This window comes from Dyadobacter beijingensis DSM 21582, from assembly GCF_000382205.1.
Lineage (GTDB): Bacteria > Bacteroidota > Bacteroidia > Cytophagales > Spirosomataceae > Dyadobacter > Dyadobacter beijingensis.
In genome coordinates this window covers 568,403-587,312 of sequence record NZ_KB907790.1, presented here as the reverse complement: position 1 = coordinate 587,312, position 18,910 = coordinate 568,403, and the positions used below count along the sequence as shown (strand labels likewise).

Sequence of the window (18,910 nt, the reverse complement as noted above, 5' to 3'; positions counted from 1 at the left end):
CAATCAGTACTCTTTTTAACATAAATTGCTCATTCATCTTTTGTACGCTTCCAGGGCATAGCAAAAACCATTGATAGGATTATAATTCACATCATATCCAAGCCGTTCAAGATATTGACTAAATTTTTCAACATTGTTCTCATTATCAATATCGTGCACTTCTATCAGCATTGTTTTTATTTGACAGACAATGTCCGGCGGCGTGTTAAAAATAATATCATACTCCGCACCTTCACAATCCATTTTCAATAAATCGACAGCTGTCCCCGGCATTCCTGAAACGATTTCCGACAAGGAAATTGCCTGAATCCACAGCTCTTTTGTATTATCATTATTAAATCCCTTTAACGAAGAAGCGACCACCTGATTATCCTCCGTATCCTGTGCGTATAGCCGCAGCATTTCACAAGGTGTACCTGTCACGGCGAAAGGATTGATGGTCACGCACTTATCAAACATATGGTTCGAGGAGGCAACGGAACGCATACGTTCGATATTACTGCTCAGAGGCTCATACGCATAAATTTGGGCATTCTTTGTTTTAGATAAAAGCAATATATCAAAAAAACCCGCGTTGGCGCCAATATCGATCACAACCGGATTATCGGGCAGTACGCGGCAGACCGCCCCGATGTTGTATACGTCGGCCATGAAAATTTCCTTGAATACCTGAAAAAGGCTAGCCGGTACGTCGAAGGTCAGCCTGTGGGGCCGCGTGACAAAGTGTAGCGTCTTGCCACGGTCGCGCGTCTTATCGAACATGTACGTAAATGGGTTTCCGATGTTTCGGAACAAATGGTAGTACCGCCTCAGGCCGGTTGCGGGCATAGGGGATGATTTTTAACGATGATCGAATAAATTCGGGGTAGATTCCAAAGGGGACCGAATGCTGAATTTACCCGTGATCTCATTTCCATGCCGTTACTATTTTTTGAATGGGAGCGGCGGATTTCCTAACGGTACCAACTCCGATTCTTTGTTTGAATTTTAGCCCAAAGCATGTAGCTTTGTTTTCTTCCGGCCCGGCTTTCTGAGCCAACGGCAAGTACTAACGTTATATCATTCAGATCCCCGTAAAATACTCAATTTAACTATGTCACAAGAACTTACCAGACAGGAACCCCTGTTGACCGAAGACCCCTTGCGGTTTGTTTTGTTCCCTATCAAGCATTCCGATATATGGGAAATGTACAAACGTCATGAGGCATCTTTCTGGACGGCCGAGGAAATCGATTTGTCGCAGGATATGAAGGATTGGGAAAATCTCAATGATGGTGAGCGGCATTTTATTTCCCACGTACTGGCGTTTTTTGCGGCATCAGACGGGATCGTCAACGAAAACCTGGCGGTTAACTTTCTTAGTGAAGTGCAATACGCGGAGGCCAAATGCTTCTACGGCTTCCAGGTGGCGATGGAGAACATCCACTCCGAAACCTATTCGCTGCTGATCGATACCTATATCAAAGACCCGGTTGAAAAAGACCGACTCCTGCGCGCGATCGAGACGATCCCGTGCGTGCAGAAAAAGGCCGACTGGGCATTGAAATGGATCAACAGCCCCGTGTTCGCGGAGCGTATCATCGCATTCGCTGCTGTGGAAGGTATTTTCTTTTCGGGATCGTTCTGTTCGATTTTCTGGCTCAAAAAACGCGGCCTGATGCCCGGACTTTCATTCTCGAACGAGCTTATTTCCCGCGACGAAGGTTTACACTGCGAATTCGCGTGTTTGCTCTACACCAAGCATATTCTCAACCAACTCCCGCAGGAGCGCGTAATCGAGATCATGATGGATGCGGTAACAATCGAAAAAGAATTCGTGAGCGAGGCGTTGCCGGTGTCGCTGATCGGTATGAATGCCGATTTGATGAAACAATACATCGAATACATCGCCGATTTCTGGCTCGAACGCCTCGGCTGCCCCAAACAATTCGGCTCGGCCAACCCATTCGACTTTATGGAGCTGATCTCGCTTCCGGGCAAGACCAATTTCTTCGAGAAACGCGTGGGAGAATACCAGAAAGCGGGCGTAATGAGTGGTGTGAAGGACAAAGATTCCGCTCACAAGATCTCATTCGACTCCGATTTCTAAGCGGTTTCAATATCAGAAAAAGCCCTGGTTGCACCCGCAATCGGGGTTTTTTGATTTATAATTCCCCTAATTCCTTCCACACCAGCTCGCTTTCGTATCCCTTCCCCAATGCAAACCGGGCGAGTTTATGTTTCAGTTTAAATGGGTCTGTTTCCGTTTTAGAGAGCAGGCTGCGCTTTTTGGCTAAAAGCTCGCGCAGGCCAGCTACATAATCCGCATCGGCGATCTCGTTCATACCCTTTTCAATGCTGTAAGTGCTCAATCCGCGGCGGTTGAGCTCCTGCCGGATCTTCATCCTGCCCCAGTTTTTGATCCTGAACTTGCCGCCTGCATAAGTCTTGGCAAAACGTTCTTCGCTGAGGTAATTCATGGAAATGAGCTCGGCGATGATCTCGTCGGCTTCGTCGCCCCAGACATTCCATTTTTTCAGGCGCTGTTTCACCTCGTCCTGCGTCCGCTCCTGGTAGGCACAATAGGAGGCCGCTTTTTGCAGAATAAGCCGGTCCATGTGGTTACTTTTTATTAAATATTCTTAACACCGTGCAAGATTAACGAAAATATCACGGATGAATAACTATTTTTGAAACTACAAGGAATGCCTGTTTCCCTTTATCCAAACCCGTTAAAACATGACTTTTCAGCGCCGGTCTTTCTTAAAGCTCCTACCCGCACTATCCGGAATCACCTACCTGTCAGAACCCGCCAAAGCACAGCCCGCTGAGAACATTACGATGCGGTTTATCGTCGCTTCGGACGGTCATTACGGCCAGCCCGGTACGGAGTTCAAGGCATTCCACGCAGATCTGGTAAGTTGGGTAAACCGCGAAAAATTGCAAAAAGGGGTAGATTTCCTCGTCCTGAACGGCGACCTGATCCACGACGAGCCTACCTTATTATACGACTTCAAAAATACGATCTCCAACCTGAGCGTGCCCTATTACGTGAGCCGCGGCAACCACGATAAGGTGGGCCTCGACGTATGGCAGAGCACGTGGGGTTACCCGACCAACCACAGTTTCGCCAAAGGCGAATATGCGTTTGTTATCGGCGATACTTCGAATGAAAAAGGGGAATACGTATGCCCCGACGCGACCTGGCTGCGCAACGAGCTGGCGAAATACAAAGACAAGAAGGGTATTTTCGTGTTCCTGCACATTACGCCGTCCAAATGGACCGTCAACGGCATCGAATGCAAGGAAGTGACCGATCTTTTCGAAAACACGCCCAACGTCAAGGCCATTTTCAACGGCCACGACCACGACCAGGACAGCACCAAAATCTTCGGCAAAAAGCCCTACTTCTTCGACGGGCATTTCGGCGGTAACTGGGGAACGGCCTACAAAGGCTACCGCATCGTAGAAATCTACCAGGATAACACCTGGCAATCGTACCAATACAACCCAACCGCCGCGCCGGTTTTGAACACGTTCAGCGGGAAGAGCTAAAATTGCGGTTTCCAACTGACGATCGTCTCGTGCTCATTCCGAGTGTTTTTTAAAACAAAATGTAGGAAAATCTTACAAATACAGCGCAAAAAAATTACTTTTTATAAGTCACTAGAATCTTAACGTCAAATCCATATCGCTCTAAAATCGAGATCATTCTCTTTTGAGAAATTCCCTGATTGAATGTAAAGCTCCGCCAGGCGCTGACCAGTTCCCCTTTCTTTTCGTCAGCAGGCAAATTTTTATAAACGTTGTCCAGAAACCAGGCAAATGCCTCTTCGATAGAACTAAATGACTTTGACATCCAAATAAAAGAGATAACGACACTCGTGCAAAAAAACAGGAGGCTCCTGGCAGAGCCCCCTTATTAGTGCATTAACATCATGCTATGAGCAGGATGCTCTTACGGAGCAGGCTGAACTGCAAAACTCTAGCCGACCTTAATCAGGTGATTTTTCTTGCCTTTTGAAATCAGCAAAAACTTGTCTTGCAGCAATGCGAACCCGCTCAATGCCTGCGCCTCCGAAGTCACCTTTACCTTATTGACGCTCACCGCATTCTGCTGGATAGCGCGTCGAGCCTCACCCTTTGAAGGGTAGATTTCGGATTTGGTAACAGTTGATACCAGATCCAATACATTGGCCGCATTATTCCAGTCTTCACGCGTGATTTCCGTTTGCGGAACGCCGTCGAAAATCGTATCGAATTCATCAACCTCAATACTTTGCAAAGTTTCGAGCGTCGCTTTACCGAATAAAACTTCCGAAGCTTTCAGCACCGTTTGATACGCTTTTTCGGAGTGGATACGTGTCGTCAGCTCCGACGCCAGCGCCTTTTGCATAATGCGCAAATGCGGCTCCGCAGCGTGGCTCGTCTCCAATGCCTCTATTTCCTCCCGGCCTTTCAGCGAGAACACGCGCAGGTAGCGCGGCATATCGTCGTCACTCTGGTTGAGCCAGAACTGGTAAAACTGGTAGGGCGACGTCCTTTCCGGATCGAGCCAGATGTTGCCGCCCTCGCTTTTACCGAATTTGGAGCCGTCGGCCTTGGTCACCAGCGGGGTGGTCAATGCATATGCTTTGAAATAGCCTTCCTCATCTCCTTCCTTGCGGCGGATGATTTCGGTCCCCGTCGTAATGTTGCCCCATTGGTCCGAACCGCCCATTTGCAGCCGGACATTTTTGGTTTTATATAAATGATAAAAATCGTAGCCCTGCAAAAGCTGGTACGAAAACTCCGTGAAGGAAATACCAGTTTCCAAACGCTTTTTCACAGAATCCTTCGACATCATATAGTTGACACTCAGATACTTGCCCGCATCACGCAGAAATTGCAAAAAGCCGATATCCTTGAACCAGTCATAGTTATTGACCATTTCGGCCGAATTTTCCCCCGCATTGAAATCCAGGAACGATTCCAGCTGCTTGCGGATACCTTCCTGGTTGATCCGCAGCGTATCCTCGTCGAGGAAAGAACGTTCCGCCGCCTTAAAGGAAGGGTCGCCGATCATACCGGTAGCGCCGCCCACCAATGCAATCGGCTTGTGGCCGGCCCGCTGGAAATGCACCAGGAGCATAATTGTGGCCAGGTTACCGATGTGCAGCGAAGGCGCCGTCGGGTCGAAACCGATATAGCCGCATGTCATCTCCTTCTGAAGTTGCTCATGTGTTCCCGGCATCATGTCGTGCAGCATGCCCCGCCAGCGTAGTTCCTCTATAAAATCAATCGCCATTCTAAAAAACTGTTGCTTATTTCAAAATCGACCGCAAAGGTAAAGGTTATCGGTTTGAAAACTTTGCGTGGATGGCCGTGTTTTGAACATATGTGTGATGTTTTCCCTCAAATGTGAATAATTTTGTATGATTGAAAGATATTTATGCACCCTATCATCAACAAAATCATGTCGTTACGCGCGCTGGGTATATCGTTTGGAATTCTGCTAATGCTCGGCGGGCGCTTCGTTTCCGCGCAAACGACCTACTGTAATCCGATGGATATCGATTACAAATACAATTTCGAGCAGCTCAACGAGAACATCAGCTACCGCTCCGGCGCCGATCCGGTGATAATCAACCACAAGGGCGAATACTTCCTTTTCGTGACCATTTCGGGCGGTTACTGGCATTCCAGGGACATGCTGAACTGGAAATACCTCACGGCCAACCGCTGGCCGTTCGAGGACATGTGCGCACCGGCGGCCGTCTCCGTCCGGGATACATTGTTTCTGTTCCAATCCACCTTCGAATCGCGGCCGATATTGTATTCCGTGGCCCCGGAAAAGGGCATTTGGGAGTTCTACAACCGCTGGACGCCCCGCCTGCCGAAAGACATCGGCCCCTGGGACCCCGCCCTCTTCCACGACCCGGATACCGACAAATGGTATATGTACTGGGGATCTTCCAATGTGTACCCCATCTTCGGGTCCGAACTGGATTATTCCAAACGGCTTGCATTCAAGGGACAATATCAGTCCATGTTCTGGCTCAACCAGTATGAACACGGCTGGGAGCGTTTCGGGCCCAATCATTCCGATCCGTTCAAGCCATTTACCGAAGGCGCGTGGATGACGAAGCATAATGGCAAGTATTACCTGCAATACGGCGCGCCGGGCACGGAATATAATGTATATGCCAATGGCACCTATGTGAGCGACCAGCCGCTCGGGCCGTTTACCTATGCACCTTACAATCCTGTTTCCTATAAACCCGGCGGTTTCGCCACCGGCGCGGGCCACGGAAACACGTTCCAGGACAATTACGGTAATTACTGGAACACCGGCACGTCGTGGATCGGCCTGAACTGGGCCATGGAACGACGCATTGTACGCTACGCCGCCGGTTTCGACAAAGACGGCCAAATGTTCGCCAACACCCGCTTCGGCGATTTCCCGCACAAACTCCCTACCAAAACCTGGACCGGCAAGGGCGACGAGCTTTTTACCGGCTGGATGCTGCTATCCTACAAAAAACCGGTCGCGGCATCCTCCACGCTCGACACGATGGCCGCACAAAAAATCACCGACGAAAATCCACGGACATTCTGGGCCGCAAAACAGAACAAACCCGGCGAAACGCTGACGATCGATCTGCAAACGGAGCAGGAAGTAAAGGCCGTACAAATCAACTACACCGATTACAAGTCCGACATTTTTGATAACAAACCCGAAAAAGTTTACACGCAATTCAAAATCTGGACCTCCCGCGACGGCAAGAAATGGGACCTTGCCAGCGACCTTACCCGCGAGCCCAAACGCGACCGCCCATGCGCCTACATCGAGCTCGCAGCGCCCGTGCGTGCGCGTTACGTACGTTACGAGCACATATACGTAGCCTCCCCGATCCTCGCCATCAGCGAATTCCGCATTTTCGGAAACGGCTTCGGAAAAGCACCGCAAACGCCCGCTACCTTCACGGCCATCCGCCAGAAGGATACGCGCAATGCAGATTTGAAATGGGAAAAAGTGCCGGGAGCCGTCGGTTACAATGTACTCTGGGGGATCGCACCTGACAAGCTGTACCAAACCTACCAGTTCTGGAACGACGAGCCGAATACGTTCGAGCTGCGCGCATTGAATGTAGGCGTGCCGTATTATTTTGCTATTGAGGCTTTTAATGAGAATGGGGTATCCGTAGCAAGCAAGGTGGTGGCGGTGAAATAGCCGGCTGAACTATCTTCGACGGTCATTTTCGGTTTCACCAGTTGTGCGTGCGTCATTTTATTCAATCAATGCCGTTGCGCCAGAGCAGCGAAGAATCGCCATAGCTTAAAAAACGGTAATCGTTGGCCAATGCTTCGGAATAGATCTTTTTCCAATCATGTCCGACAAATGCGGCCACGAGGAGGATCAATGTGGAGCCCGGTTGATGGTAATTGGTAATTATCCCGCGACACAGACGGAAGCGGTAGCCGGGGAAAATGAAAATCTCCGTTTCACCGACAACTTCCTGAACGCCGGAGGCATCCATATGGTCGGCAATGGCTTGGAGCGACTCGGCTGCCGAAGGCAAGTCTTCCTCTTTCCACGGATAGGGATAGAGTTTCCCAATGTTGAAATCGGTCGTCTCCTTTTTGAAAAGTTTTACACCATACCAATACAAACTTTCCAGCGACCGCAGCGAAGTAGTGCCCACGGGCACAATGTGCTCCACCGAATGCAGCAGGTCTTGGACCAACGCCCGCGTAAATACCACCTGCTCCGAATGCATCCGGTGCTCGGTGACCTTCTCTACTTTAATGGGTTGGAATGTACCTGCGCCCACGTGCAGCGTGAGGAACGATCGCCGAATGCCCTTCTTTTCCAATTCCTCGAAAACACGGGGAGTAAAATGCAGCCCGGCCGTGGGAGCGGCTACGGCGCCGTCGTGGTGGGCGTAAACGGTCTGGTAAGTTTCCTTGTCGGGCTCTTCGGTATCGCGGTTCAGGTAAGGCGGCAATGGGATTTCGCCCAATGCTTTCACCAGCTCGAGAAACGTTACGTCCGCATCCCACGACAACCTCACCAGGTTACGCTCATAATCATGGTAAGAAACCTGCAAAGTCACCGGCACTCCATTCACCCCGATCAAATTCGTAAGCGTATCCCCGGCCTTCCAGCGCTTTTTATTCCCGATCATACATTCCCAAACGCAGGAATGGCGGACGAGCATCGCGTCGTTGATCACGCGCGTCGGAAGCTCCGGATGCAGTAGCAGCACCTCGATCACCGCCCCCGTCTCTTTCCTGAAATGCGCCCGCGCCGGGATCACTTTCGTATCATTGAAAACCAGCAGGGTATTCGCGGGCAGCTGGGCAGGCAGGTCTGTAAACCGCAAATGGCTGAGATCGCCGTTGCGGTATACCATCAGTTTCGACTGGTCGCGGATCTCCTTCGGGTACTTGGCGATCCGGTCGTCGGGAAGTTCGTAAGTATAACTTTCCAGATTGATCGCCTCCGCTTGCTCACGCCACGAGGCGTTGCCAGCCTCTTCCATACCATTCGCTTCCATCATTGCCCGGATTATAATTTATCGTCTTTCAGCGGCGGCCAGAGCAGGCGCAACGGCAGCAGGAACACGACCAAAACAAGCACGAGGCTGGTGTAGTAAAGCCATGAAAAATCGAATACGTCGAGCTTGAAGTTTGAACTGTTGACAGTCGCCAAAGCCAGCAAGCTGAAACCGATGATGGTATTGATAGCGGCCACAAGGCAAAACAGCCAGTTGGTAAGATGTTCGTTCAGTTCGGTGCGGTGCTGCGCCCATTCCTTGCGTTTCAGAATGGGAAGGAGCGTAGGATCGACATTCGGGATATGCCGCGCGATGCTGGTAATGACCACGTTGTTCAGGAGGAAAAGGCCTCCCACGATATAAAAAATGTGTCCTTTATCGACATAACGCTCCGCCAGGCCGCTGTCCGCGAAGTCCACCGCGACCATTTCCGGGAAGAGCGAATAAGTCCAGACCAGCGCTCCGATAACGAATAATAAAGATGCCCAACGCCAGATCTTTATTGCAAATGTTGTAACTTTCATGAATTGGTAACCTTTTAGAGAGGTTTTCTCGCCATAGTAAATCAGGGTGCAAAATTAGGTCGGGAAGCTTCCAAAACCTAATTGGCTCCTAACAAACACACGCTATAATCCACAACACAGTTTGGATAGCAGGCCGATTAGCAGCTGGTCCGCCCACAAGCAAACTACACGCTACTATTATGAAACCATTCAAGGCGAATAAGATCGCCGTTATCAGAAACAGCCATAACGCAGCGGAAATGCGCGAGATTGAGAGGGAGTTTACGAGTTTGGAAACTGTAAAATGTACCATCGAAGAACTCGTTAAATCCGAATCTGCGAAGAAGGCAAAAGTTTAATTCCCCTCATGAAAATCTACACCAAAACCGGCGATAAGGGCACCACTTCCCTCATCGGCGGGACGCGCCTGAGCAAGGCGCATGTGCGTATCGACGCGTATGGTACCGTCGACGAGCTGAACAGCTACATCGGAATGCTCCGCGACCAGCCTGTGAACGACAGCCGCAAGGAACTCCTCAAAGAAATCCAGGACCGGCTTTTTACCATTGGCTCGCACCTGGCGTCCGAGCCCGATCAGAAGAAGAAAATCCTGCCCGACCTGCGCGACGAAGACATCACATTGCTCGAAAAGGAAATGGACATAATCGACGCGCAGGTACCGCCGCTGCGGGCATTCATCCTGCCGGGCGGGCACGCTTCCGTGTCGTTCGGGCACCTGGCGCGCACGGTATGCCGCAGGGCCGAGCGGGCGGTGATCCATTTGCAGCAGGGCGAGGAAGTGGAACCCGTCGTGGTCCGCTATCTCAACCGCCTGTCCGATTACCTGTTCATGCTCTGCCGGGCCATGGCATACGAGCTTAAAATCGAAGAAATTACCTGGCAGCCGAGGGTTGCGAAGGGAAAATAATTGTTATACTAAATATCAGTTATTTATAGATTAAATTCTTTAAATTGCGGGACTTAAGAAAGAATGCGCCGGGGTCTCCAAATCCTGCCTTTTTTCTGATCGTAAGCTTCGGAAAGCGTTTGAAAAATTAAATTTTTGGCATCATGACAGCCGACACAGTACAAATTGAAGTTCAGCAAACCACCCAGTCTCGTTTGCAGGAGGTTGACTTCAACAACCTCGTTTTTGGACGGAACATCTCCGACCATATGTTTATCGCCGAATATAAAAACGGACAATGGCAGGATCTCCGCATCGTCCCTTACGGCGACCTCTCGCTAAGCCCTGCTACCGCCGCGCTACATTACGGTCAGGCTATTTTCGAGGGAATGAAAGCCTACAAAAACGACGCGGGCGAAGTGCTGCTTTTCCGCGCGATCGATAACTGGAAACGGCTCAACAAATCCGCGGAGCGCCTTTGTATGCCGCAGATCCCGGAAGAGATTTTCATGAATGGCCTTACCGAGCTACTCCGCCTCGACTCAGGATGGGTTCCTTCTCAGCCGGGCTGCTCGCTGTACATTCGTCCATATATGTTCGCTACCGACCCGTATATCGGTGTCAAAGCGTCGGATTCATACTATTTCATCATTTTCACCAGTCCGGTAGGCACTTATTATGCCAAACCGCCGCGCGTGAAAGTGGAACAACATTTCATCCGTGCCGCGGAAGGCGGCGTGGGCGCTACCAAATGCGCAGGTAACTATGCAGGTTCGCTCTACCCGGCCAAACTCGCCCAGCAGGAAGGTTACGATCAGCTGATCTGGACAGACGCCCGCGATCACGCCTACATCGAAGAGTCAGGAACAATGAACATCATGTTCATGCTCGACGGGAAGCTGCTCACCCCGCACGTTTCTGAAACCACATTGGATGGTATCACCCGCAAAAGCATCGTAGCAATCGCCGAGCATTGGGGCATCCCCGTGGAAGAGCGCCGCATCAGCGTGAAAGAAATCATCGACGCATTGAAAGCCGGAACGCTCGAAGCCGCATTCGGTGCCGGTACTGCCGTAGTGATCTCTCCTTTCGCGACCATCGCGTACGAAGGCGTAGATTACGCATTGCCCGAAATCAAGGAAGATTCGTTCGTAAGCAAAGTAAAAGCTTATCTGACCGACCTCCGCACCGGCAAAGAAGAGGATATCTTCGGCTGGATGCTGAAAGTTTAATGAATTTCGAACGATTGAGTGACCGAATGAATGAATATTCAATCATTCGGTCATTCAATCATTCCTACACAAAAGTCCGCGTCCCAGAGTAATTATCCCGGAATTCTTTCGGCGTGCAGCCGTTCCTGCTTTTGAAAATCCGGTTGAAATACGACAGGTTATTGAACCCGCATTTGTAAGCGATCTCCGAAATCGTGTTCGTCGTATTGATCAGCGACCGCGAGGCGTGCCCCAGACGGATCTCATTTAAACTTTCCACGAACGTCTTTCCCGTCCGCTTTTTTATGAAGCGACTGAACGACACTTCCGACATACCCGCCAGCTTCGCCACATCGGCCAGGTTGATTTCCTTATCGTAATTGTCGCGCATGAATGCGAACACTTTCTCGATCCGCCGGCTGTTGTAGTTGACGTTCTCGTCGGAGAATGTGCTGTTGGACAACGTCCGCATATCTCGCGAAACAGACAGGTCGTGCAGGATCGACATCAGTTCCAGCATCGAATCAAAACCGCTTTTCTGCGCCAGCGTAGTCAGCCTCGGCTTGATCCGCTCGATCGTTTCTTTGGAAAAAGATATGCCTTTGGCCGATTTTTCCAGTAATGAGCGGACAAAGAACAACTGGTTGCGTTTCAGGAATTTTTCGTCGAACAGGTCGCGGTGAAACTGCACCGTCACTTCGTTGATTTCCGGCATACCTTCTTCCCACCGGTAGCTATGGGTTAACCACCCGTGCGGCAGATTGTTGCCAACCAGCACCAGTTCGGCGTCGTCGATCACCTCAGTGTGGTCGCCTACCACCCGTTTCACGCCTTTGCCCGACAAAATGAGGTTCAATTCGTACTCTTCATGGCTATGCAGCGGGAAATCGAAGATAATTTTCCGTCGGTCGAAAACCGTGAAGCAATCGTACTGCGTCAATGGCGTAATTTCTCGGTAAATTTCACTCATAGGCTAAATGGGATCTTTTAAATTAAATCGAAAAATGAGGTTTCAGGTTGTGCGCGGCGATGTTATATTGTGGTAACAATTTAGAGATTTATTGTTAATTCTTCCATCCGACACCCTTCCTAAAATCCTATAAACTGTTAGTATTGGTCTAATCATGGATAAAAAAGTATTATATCCTGCGGCGCATTTGTCGATAAGTTTGTACCACACGCGGATCGATTGCCCGGTAAACCGATGAACATCCGGGCGATCGACTTCCTCGTCATATTCCTTTACCTGGCAACAGTCCTGCTGATCGGGTTTTACCTGAAACGGCAGGCGGCAAAAAGCAAGAACGATTATCTGCTGGGCGGCAAATCCATGCCTTTCTGGATGCTCGGCATTTCCAATGCGTCGGGCATGTTCGACCTCTCCGGCACGGCCTGGATGGTTGCGATAATGGTGGTATATGGCGTAAAAAGCATTTGGCTGCCGTGGCTGTGGCCGGTATTTAACCAGATATTCATGATGGTGTATCTCTCGATGTGGCTCAGACGCTCCAATGCGGCTACCGGCGCGGAATGGATGCTTTTCCGTTTCGGCGACCGGCATGGGGCCGGCCTTTCGCATAAGATCATCATCGTGTTCGCATTGCTCAGCTGCCTCAGTTTTATGGCCTACGGCTTCATCGGGCTGGGCAAATTCATCGAAATATTCATCCCCTGGCAGGTCGTCGCGCCATTCGTGCCGTTCGATGTCCCAGCCGGTTATACTGCCCATTGCTATGGTGTCCTTTTCACGATTTTTACGGCCTGCTATGCCTTGCTAGGCGGGATGAAAAGCATTGTCTGGGCCGATATGCTGCATTACCTGATTATGATGATCGTGTGCATTGCCGTCGCCGCGATGGCCTACTCGGCACTCCCGGATGCCGGTCATTTGCATGTTCCCACCGGTTGGACCGACTTATTCTTCGGCAAAGACCTTGATCTCGACTGGACAAAACGGCTTCCCGCTGCCGCCGAAAAGCTGAAAAAGGACAATTTCACCCCCTTTGGCTACTTCTTCGCGCTCATGGCTGCGAAAGGCATTCTCGCAAGTCTCGCCGGCCCCGCGCCTAACTACGACATGCAGAAAATCCTGTCGACCCGCTCGCCCCGCGAAGCCGCATTAATGAGCATGATCGTCAACATTGTACTCCTGCCCACGCGCTACCTCTTTATTACCGGCGTGGCCGTGCTCGCACTGCTGTATTTCAATGAACCGGGCATCGCCAATGCAGTTCATACCGACTTCGAAAAGGTGCTCCCCGCTGTGCTCAACAATCATATTCCGTCGGGCTTGCTGGGTTTGGTGCTAATAGGCTTAATGGGTGCATTCATGGGCACCTTTGCCGGGACATTCAATGCGGCGCAGGCCTATTTTGTGAATGATATTTACCTGCGCTCGGTCAATCCGGGCGCAGGAAACCGCGAAATCACGCGTGTAACCTATATTTCCGGCGTAGTGATCGTCTGCGTCAGCATCCTGCTCGGCCTGCTGGCGCGGGACGTGAACAGCATTCTGCAATGGATCGTGTCGGCATTATACGGCGGCTACATTGCCTCGAACGTATTGAAATGGTACTGGTGGCGGTTCAACAGCTCCGGGTTTTTCTGGGGAATGCTGGCCGGGATCGTGTGCGCGCTCGTATGCCCGCATGTGTTCGAAGGCACGCTGCCGCTCCGCTACTTTCCGCTCATACTCGGCATTTCCGTCGCAGGTGCCATTGCGGGGTCGTTTGCCGCGAAGCCGACGGAAATGGAAGTGTTGAAAAAGTTCTACCGCACAGTCAATCCCTGGGGTTTCTGGGCGCCTGTTCGCGAGGAAGTACAAAAAGATGAGCCATCATTCGTGCCGAACCGGCAGTTTTCGCAGGATTTATTCAATGTAATGATAGGCATTGTCGCGCAGACGGCCATTACCGTGGCCCCGGTGTTCCTGATCCTGAAATTACCCTCCGAAACGGCCATTGCCACCATTGTTTTCCTCGGTTGCTCGGCCATTCTCTGGAAAACATGGTACCGCAGGCTGCCGCAAGAATAAGTACCGGACAAAACTCCCCCGACATCTCATGACCATCTTCAACGAGCGTTTCCAGCGCATCCAAAGCGAGAAGCGCCGGCTTTTTGAAACTCCCAACGAAAAGCTCGGCCCTGGCAGCGGGACTTACGACCGGTACAAATTCCCCGTACTCACGGCCGGGCATGTGCCGGTTTTCTGGGAATACGATCTCGATCCGGCCAGCAACCCGTTCTTCGCCAAACGCTTCGGGATCAATGCAGTTTTCAATGCGGGAGCCATTAAACTGGATGGCAAATACCTGCTCGTGGCGCGGGTGGAAGGTTACGACAGAAAATCGTTTTTTGCCGTCGCAGAAAGCACCAGCGGTATCGACGGCTTCGAATTCTGGCCTTATCCACTCATCATGCCCGGCACCGCCGACCCCGACGTGAATATGTACGACATGCGGCTCACCGCCCACGAAGACGGCTGGATTTACGGCCTCTTCTGCACCGAACGCAAGGATCCGGCCGCCGCGCCCGGCAACGAGTCGCAGGCCGTTGCGCAATGCGGCATCGCCCGCACCCGCGATCTGGAGAGTTGGGAACGTCTCGCCGACCTGCAAACCGGTTCAGCCCAGCAAAGGAACGTTGTTTTACACCCCGAGTTCATCGACGGTCAATATGCATTTTATACCCGCCCGCAGGATTCGTTCATCGAAGCCGGTAATGGCGGCGGGATCGCGCTCGGACTGTCGCCCTGCATAGAACGTGCGGTGATCACCACGGAAACGATCATCGACCCGAAACGGTACCATACCGTGTATGAAGCCAAAAACGGCCAGGGCCCGGCGCCGATCAAAACGCGGCTGGGGTGGCTGCACCTTGCACATGGCGTGCGCCATACGGCCGCGGGGCTGCGGTATGTGCTGTATCTTTTCGTGACCGACCTTCGCGATCCATCCCGCGTTACCTTCAAACCCGCCGGCTATTTTCTGGCACCTGAAGGCGGCGAGCGCATTGGCGACGTATCCAATGTGGTTTTTTCAAACGGCTGGATAATGGATGACGACGGCACTATATTTATCTACTACGGCTCTTCGGACACGCGCCTGCACGTAGCTGCCACCTCTGTAGAGCGCCTGCTCGATTACGTCACCCAAACCGCACCCGACGGGTTCACCACCGCTTCTTCCCGAAATAAGCTGTCACTTCTGATCGAAAAAAACCTCCGTTTTCTTTCGTCCCAACACGCCGCAAGCCTTCCCGAAAATAGCACCTGGAATCAATAACGTATATGTATGATCGGACAAAGAGATCAATTTTTGTTCAGCATGCTGTTTCGAATTTATTCGAGAGCATGTAGTTAATATCCCATATTCAGACAATAGCGCACAATAGTCCACTTTTTCAATAGAATATTTTTAACATACAAGTTAAAAAAGTGTTAAAAATGTGTTATTTTTAGATAAAAAAGCACTATACAGTTATGGAGTTGGCGGCGGTATATTTGACCTGAGTTTTTGTTTACCAATACCTCTATTTAAGTATCCAATTTAACCTATCAGAAGTACGGACTGTATGAAAAAAAATCTACTAGTTAAGATGCTGATACTGTTCACTGTGCTCTCCCTCAGGGGGTACGCGCAGGAAATGACGGTGTCCGGGAAAGTAAGCGACGCTGCCGGCGGGGAAATTGCCGGCGTCAACGTAGTCGTAAAAGGTACCACCAGGGGTACCACCACTAATGACAAAGGTGAGTACAACATCACCGTGGATAAAGGCAAAACCTTAACATTCAGTTATATCGGTTACGTAAGCCGCGAGGTGGTCGTAGCCAATGCCACCACCATCAACATTTCTCTTACCGCCGAAGCCACCGCGCTCAACGAGGTGGTGGTAACGGCATTGGGTATCAGCCGTGAAAAACGTTCGCTGGCGTACTCCATTACCGAAGTGGCCGGCGCGAATATGACCGCCGCCCGCGAAGCCAACCTCGGTAATGCACTCGCCGGACGTGTAGCCGGGGTGAACGTGAGCAAAATCGCCTCCGGTCCCGCAGGTTCCTCGCGCGTGATCATCCGTGGCAATAAGTCGCTGCAAGGCAACAACCAGCCATTGTACGTGATCGACGGTATCCCGATGGACAACAACAACTTCGGCCAGGCCGGTCTCTGGGGCGGTTCCGATGAGGGCGACGGTCTGTCGAGCATCAACCCCGACGATATCGAATCGGTGGTGGTGCTGAAAGGTGCGAATGCGGCGGCACTTTACGGTTCACGCGCGGCGAACGGCGTTATCAACGTGACGACCAAGCGTGGTACCAAGCGGAAAGGCATCGGCATCGAGATCGGTTCAAACTATGTTTTTGAAAAACTGAACGACCTCTCCGACCTGCAGCATTCGTACGGAAGCGGCTCCTACGTGAATGGCGTGGCCTCCAAACCGGCTACCCAGCAACAGGCTTACGAATGGGGCGACGATTCGTGGGGCCCTAAATACGACAATAGCCAGGTAATCGGTTTCGACGGCAAAATGCGGCCATACTCCTACCAGGGCGATAATTTCAGCCGTTTCTACAAAACCGGTCATGCATTTACCAACAACATCGCACTGTCCGGCGGCAATGAAAACCAGAACTTCCGCGCGTCGGTAACGAACCTGAAAAGCTCGACGATCATCCCGAATTCGGGTTACGACCGGATCAACATTTCGCTTTCCACCAATGCCAAGTTCGGCAAACGGATCACGCTGGATGCGAAAGTGCTCTACTCGGAAGAAAAAGCCAAAAACCGCCCCAACGTATCCGACTCGCCCGGTAACGCGATCCAGGCACTCTGGCGCACGCCGGGCAATTACAGTGTCCTCGACTACTACGGCGATCCGAACAAACCGGGTGCGATCCCTGCCGGAACCGACGCCAACAGCCTCAGTATTTTCGGAAAAACAGTTGGTGAGGAGTTCCAGCAAGCCAACAACAACTGGGGCCAGAACCCATACTGGGTAACCCACCAGTTTATCAAAACCGACAAGAAAAACCGGATCATTACCTCCGGCGCATTGAAATACCAGATCACCGACTGGCTGTACATCCAGGGCCGGGCCGGTCTGGACAAATACCAGCGCCGCGGCGAAGCCCTCACGCCCGAAGGCACGGGCTACCAGCGCGGTGGTGCGCGCAGCATGGGTACGTGGGACGTGCAGGAGCTGAACCTAGAATACACCCTTGGCTTCAACAAGGAATTTGGTAAAATCGGTATCAACGCATTTGCCGGCGGTAACCGCATGAGACGGAAATACGAGTACCAGAATATCTACGGAAATGGCTTCAACGTGCAGTTCTTCCCGGCGATCAACAACGTGAAAGGTAAATCTTGGGATTATAACTTCTCCGAAAGCGGTATCAACTCCCTGCTCGGATCGGCCGAACTTTCGTGGGATGGCTACCTCTTCCTGAACGCCACGGCGCGTAACGACTGGTTCTCGGTATTGAACCCGGCGACTAACAGCATTCTGTACCCGTCTGTCGGAGCGAGCTTCGTGTTCTCGGATGCATTCAAGGGATTGCCGTCCTGGCTGTCGTATGGTAAAGTCCGTGCTTCGTGGGCGCAGGTGGGTAATGCAACGATCGACCCGTATTCTACCAACCTGACCTATTCGCTGAACGGCAACCCGCATTTGGGCTACCCGATGGCTTCGTTCTCGCAGGCAATGGGTAACGGCGGTAACATCCCCAACCCGAACCTGAAACCGCTGACCGTGACCGAAAAAGAGTTCGGTATCGATTTCCGCGTGTTCAATAACAAGCTGGGCGTCGATTTCACATATTACGATCAGCAGACGACCGACGATATCCTGAATGCTACCATTTCCCGCGCCAGCGGTTTCGGAAGCACTTCCGTGAACCTGGGTAAACTGCAAAACCGCGGTATCGAGCTCCTTATCACAGCTACGCCATTCAAAAGCAACAGCCTGACCTGGGATGTGACTTTGAACCTTGCCAAAAACAACAACAAGGTGAAATCGCTCATCGAAGGCACCAAAGAGCTGGTAATGGAAGAGCCGAGGACACGTAATGCATTCATTAAGAACATCGTCGGCCAACCGTTCGGTATGATCACCGGCCGTGTGCAGAAACTGTCACCCGATGGCCAACCCGTATTTTACAACGATGGCCGTCCTGTCGGATCGGCGGGCTATGAAGTCATTGGTAATGGTATTGCCAAAATGACTGGCGGTTTAACTAACGCATTCAACTACAAAGGCATAGACCTTTCGTTTCTCGTTGACTTCAAATGGGGCGGCGATATTCTCTCCGGCACCAACATGCGTCTGACGCAATGGGGCGTGAGCAAGCAATCATTGCAAGGCCGAGAAGGCGAAGCACCATTGACCGTCACCGGTGTAGTACAGGAAGGAACAGAGTATAAGCCTTTCAGCAAAACACTCACCCCGCGCGAAGCATTCGACTACTGGAACTCGGTAGGCGGCGAGGCGGACGCAGTGACCCCGATGTTCCTCTACGACGCGTCGTTTATCAAACTGAGACAAATGACGATCGGCTATACCTTCCCGAAACGATTGCTTGAAAAAACCCCGCTGCAAAACCTGAGCATCTCATTCGTAGGCCGTAACCTCGCTATCCTGTTCAAAAACATCGATAACGTAGATCCGGAATCGACCTATTCGAACGGAAACTCGCAGGGCTTCGACTACTTCGGTTTCCCTTCCACACGCAGTTACGGTTTCAATCTGAGAGCAACATTCTAATTATCGCGA

The 18,910-nt window shown here is 51.3% G+C and carries 14 protein-coding genes; 8 read left to right on the top strand and 6 right to left on the bottom strand.

Annotation, left to right across the window (positions count from 1 at the left end; genetic code table 11):
- Positions 1 to 33 precede the first annotated feature (33 nt).
- Complete coding sequence (locus H144_RS0126180; RefSeq protein WP_229207998.1) at positions 34 to 762, bottom strand: FkbM family methyltransferase; 729 nt, start codon at positions 760 to 762, stop codon at positions 34 to 36.
- Between the two features lie 331 nt (positions 763 to 1,093).
- On the opposite strand from H144_RS0126180, the gene H144_RS0126175 reads away from it, so the two are divergent.
- On the top strand, positions 1,094 to 2,089 hold the full coding sequence (locus H144_RS0126175) for a ribonucleoside-diphosphate reductase small subunit (RefSeq protein WP_019945081.1): 996 nt from the start codon (positions 1,094 to 1,096) through the stop codon (positions 2,087 to 2,089).
- Positions 2,090 to 2,144: 55 nt separating this feature from the next.
- Here H144_RS0126175 and H144_RS0126170 read toward each other — a convergent pair whose 3' ends face one another.
- The gene (locus H144_RS0126170; protein WP_019945080.1) at positions 2,145 to 2,597 is read right to left on the bottom strand and encodes a regulatory protein RecX; all 453 of its coding nucleotides are present in this window, start codon (positions 2,595 to 2,597) and stop codon (positions 2,145 to 2,147) included.
- Positions 2,598 to 2,718: 121 nt separating this feature from the next.
- On the opposite strand from H144_RS0126170, the gene H144_RS0126165 reads away from it, so the two are divergent.
- Positions 2,719 to 3,534 (top strand): metallophosphoesterase family protein, encoded by an 816-nt coding sequence (locus H144_RS0126165; RefSeq protein ID WP_019945079.1) that lies wholly within the window; start codon positions 2,719 to 2,721, stop codon positions 3,532 to 3,534.
- Positions 3,535 to 3,964: 430 nt separating this feature from the next.
- On the opposite strand, the gene tyrS is transcribed toward H144_RS0126165, so the two are convergent.
- Positions 3,965 to 5,260: a tyrosine--tRNA ligase gene (gene tyrS / locus H144_RS0126155; protein WP_026351012.1), complete on the bottom strand. Its 1,296-nt coding sequence runs from the start codon at positions 5,258 to 5,260 to the stop codon at positions 3,965 to 3,967.
- A 150-nt stretch (positions 5,261 to 5,410) separates the two neighbouring features.
- Between tyrS and H144_RS0126150 the strand changes: the two genes are divergently transcribed.
- Entirely contained in the window at positions 5,411 to 7,192 is a 1,782-nt protein-coding gene (locus H144_RS0126150) for a family 43 glycosylhydrolase (RefSeq protein ID WP_019945076.1), read from the top strand.
- 61 nt (positions 7,193 to 7,253) lie between these two features.
- Here the strand turns inward: H144_RS0126150 and H144_RS0126145 are convergent, their stop codons facing one another.
- Positions 7,254 to 8,522, bottom strand: a complete 1,269-nt coding sequence (locus H144_RS0126145; protein WP_019945075.1) for an S-adenosylmethionine:tRNA ribosyltransferase-isomerase — start codon at positions 8,520 to 8,522, stop codon at positions 7,254 to 7,256.
- 8 nt (positions 8,523 to 8,530) lie between these two features.
- Complete coding sequence (locus H144_RS0126140; RefSeq protein ID WP_051100179.1) at positions 8,531 to 9,043, bottom strand: hypothetical protein; 513 nt, start codon at positions 9,041 to 9,043, stop codon at positions 8,531 to 8,533.
- A gap of 346 nt (positions 9,044 to 9,389) precedes the next feature.
- On the opposite strand from H144_RS0126140, the gene H144_RS0126135 reads away from it, so the two are divergent.
- A complete protein-coding gene (locus H144_RS0126135; protein WP_019945073.1) occupies positions 9,390 to 9,950 on the top strand; it encodes a cob(I)yrinic acid a,c-diamide adenosyltransferase in 561 nt (186 codons plus the stop codon).
- 143 nt (positions 9,951 to 10,093) lie between these two features.
- Complete coding sequence (locus tag H144_RS0126130) at positions 10,094 to 11,161, top strand: branched-chain amino acid aminotransferase (protein ID WP_026351010.1); 1,068 nt, start codon at positions 10,094 to 10,096, stop codon at positions 11,159 to 11,161.
- Between the two features lie 64 nt (positions 11,162 to 11,225).
- Here H144_RS0126130 and H144_RS0126125 read toward each other — a convergent pair whose 3' ends face one another.
- Positions 11,226 to 12,110: an AraC family transcriptional regulator gene (locus H144_RS0126125; protein ID WP_019945070.1), complete on the bottom strand. Its 885-nt coding sequence runs from the start codon at positions 12,108 to 12,110 to the stop codon at positions 11,226 to 11,228.
- Positions 12,111 to 12,344: 234 nt separating this feature from the next.
- Here H144_RS0126125 and H144_RS0126120 point away from each other — a divergent pair, with 234 nt between their 5' ends.
- The 3 genes from H144_RS0126120 to H144_RS0126110 all read left to right on the top strand — a co-directional run bounded on the left by H144_RS0126120 (position 12,345) and on the right by H144_RS0126110 (position 18,901).
- Positions 12,345 to 14,174 (top strand): sodium:solute symporter family protein, encoded by a 1,830-nt coding sequence (locus H144_RS0126120; RefSeq protein WP_033403290.1) that lies wholly within the window; start codon positions 12,345 to 12,347, stop codon positions 14,172 to 14,174.
- A gap of 28 nt (positions 14,175 to 14,202) precedes the next feature.
- Positions 14,203 to 15,423, top strand: coding sequence for a glycoside hydrolase family 130 protein (locus H144_RS0126115; RefSeq protein WP_019945068.1), 1,221 nt, complete (start codon positions 14,203 to 14,205; stop codon positions 15,421 to 15,423).
- 313 nt (positions 15,424 to 15,736) lie between these two features.
- The gene (locus H144_RS0126110; protein WP_229207997.1) at positions 15,737 to 18,901 is read left to right on the top strand and encodes a SusC/RagA family TonB-linked outer membrane protein; all 3,165 of its coding nucleotides are present in this window, start codon (positions 15,737 to 15,739) and stop codon (positions 18,899 to 18,901) included.
- Positions 18,902 to 18,910: the final 9 nt, after the last annotated feature.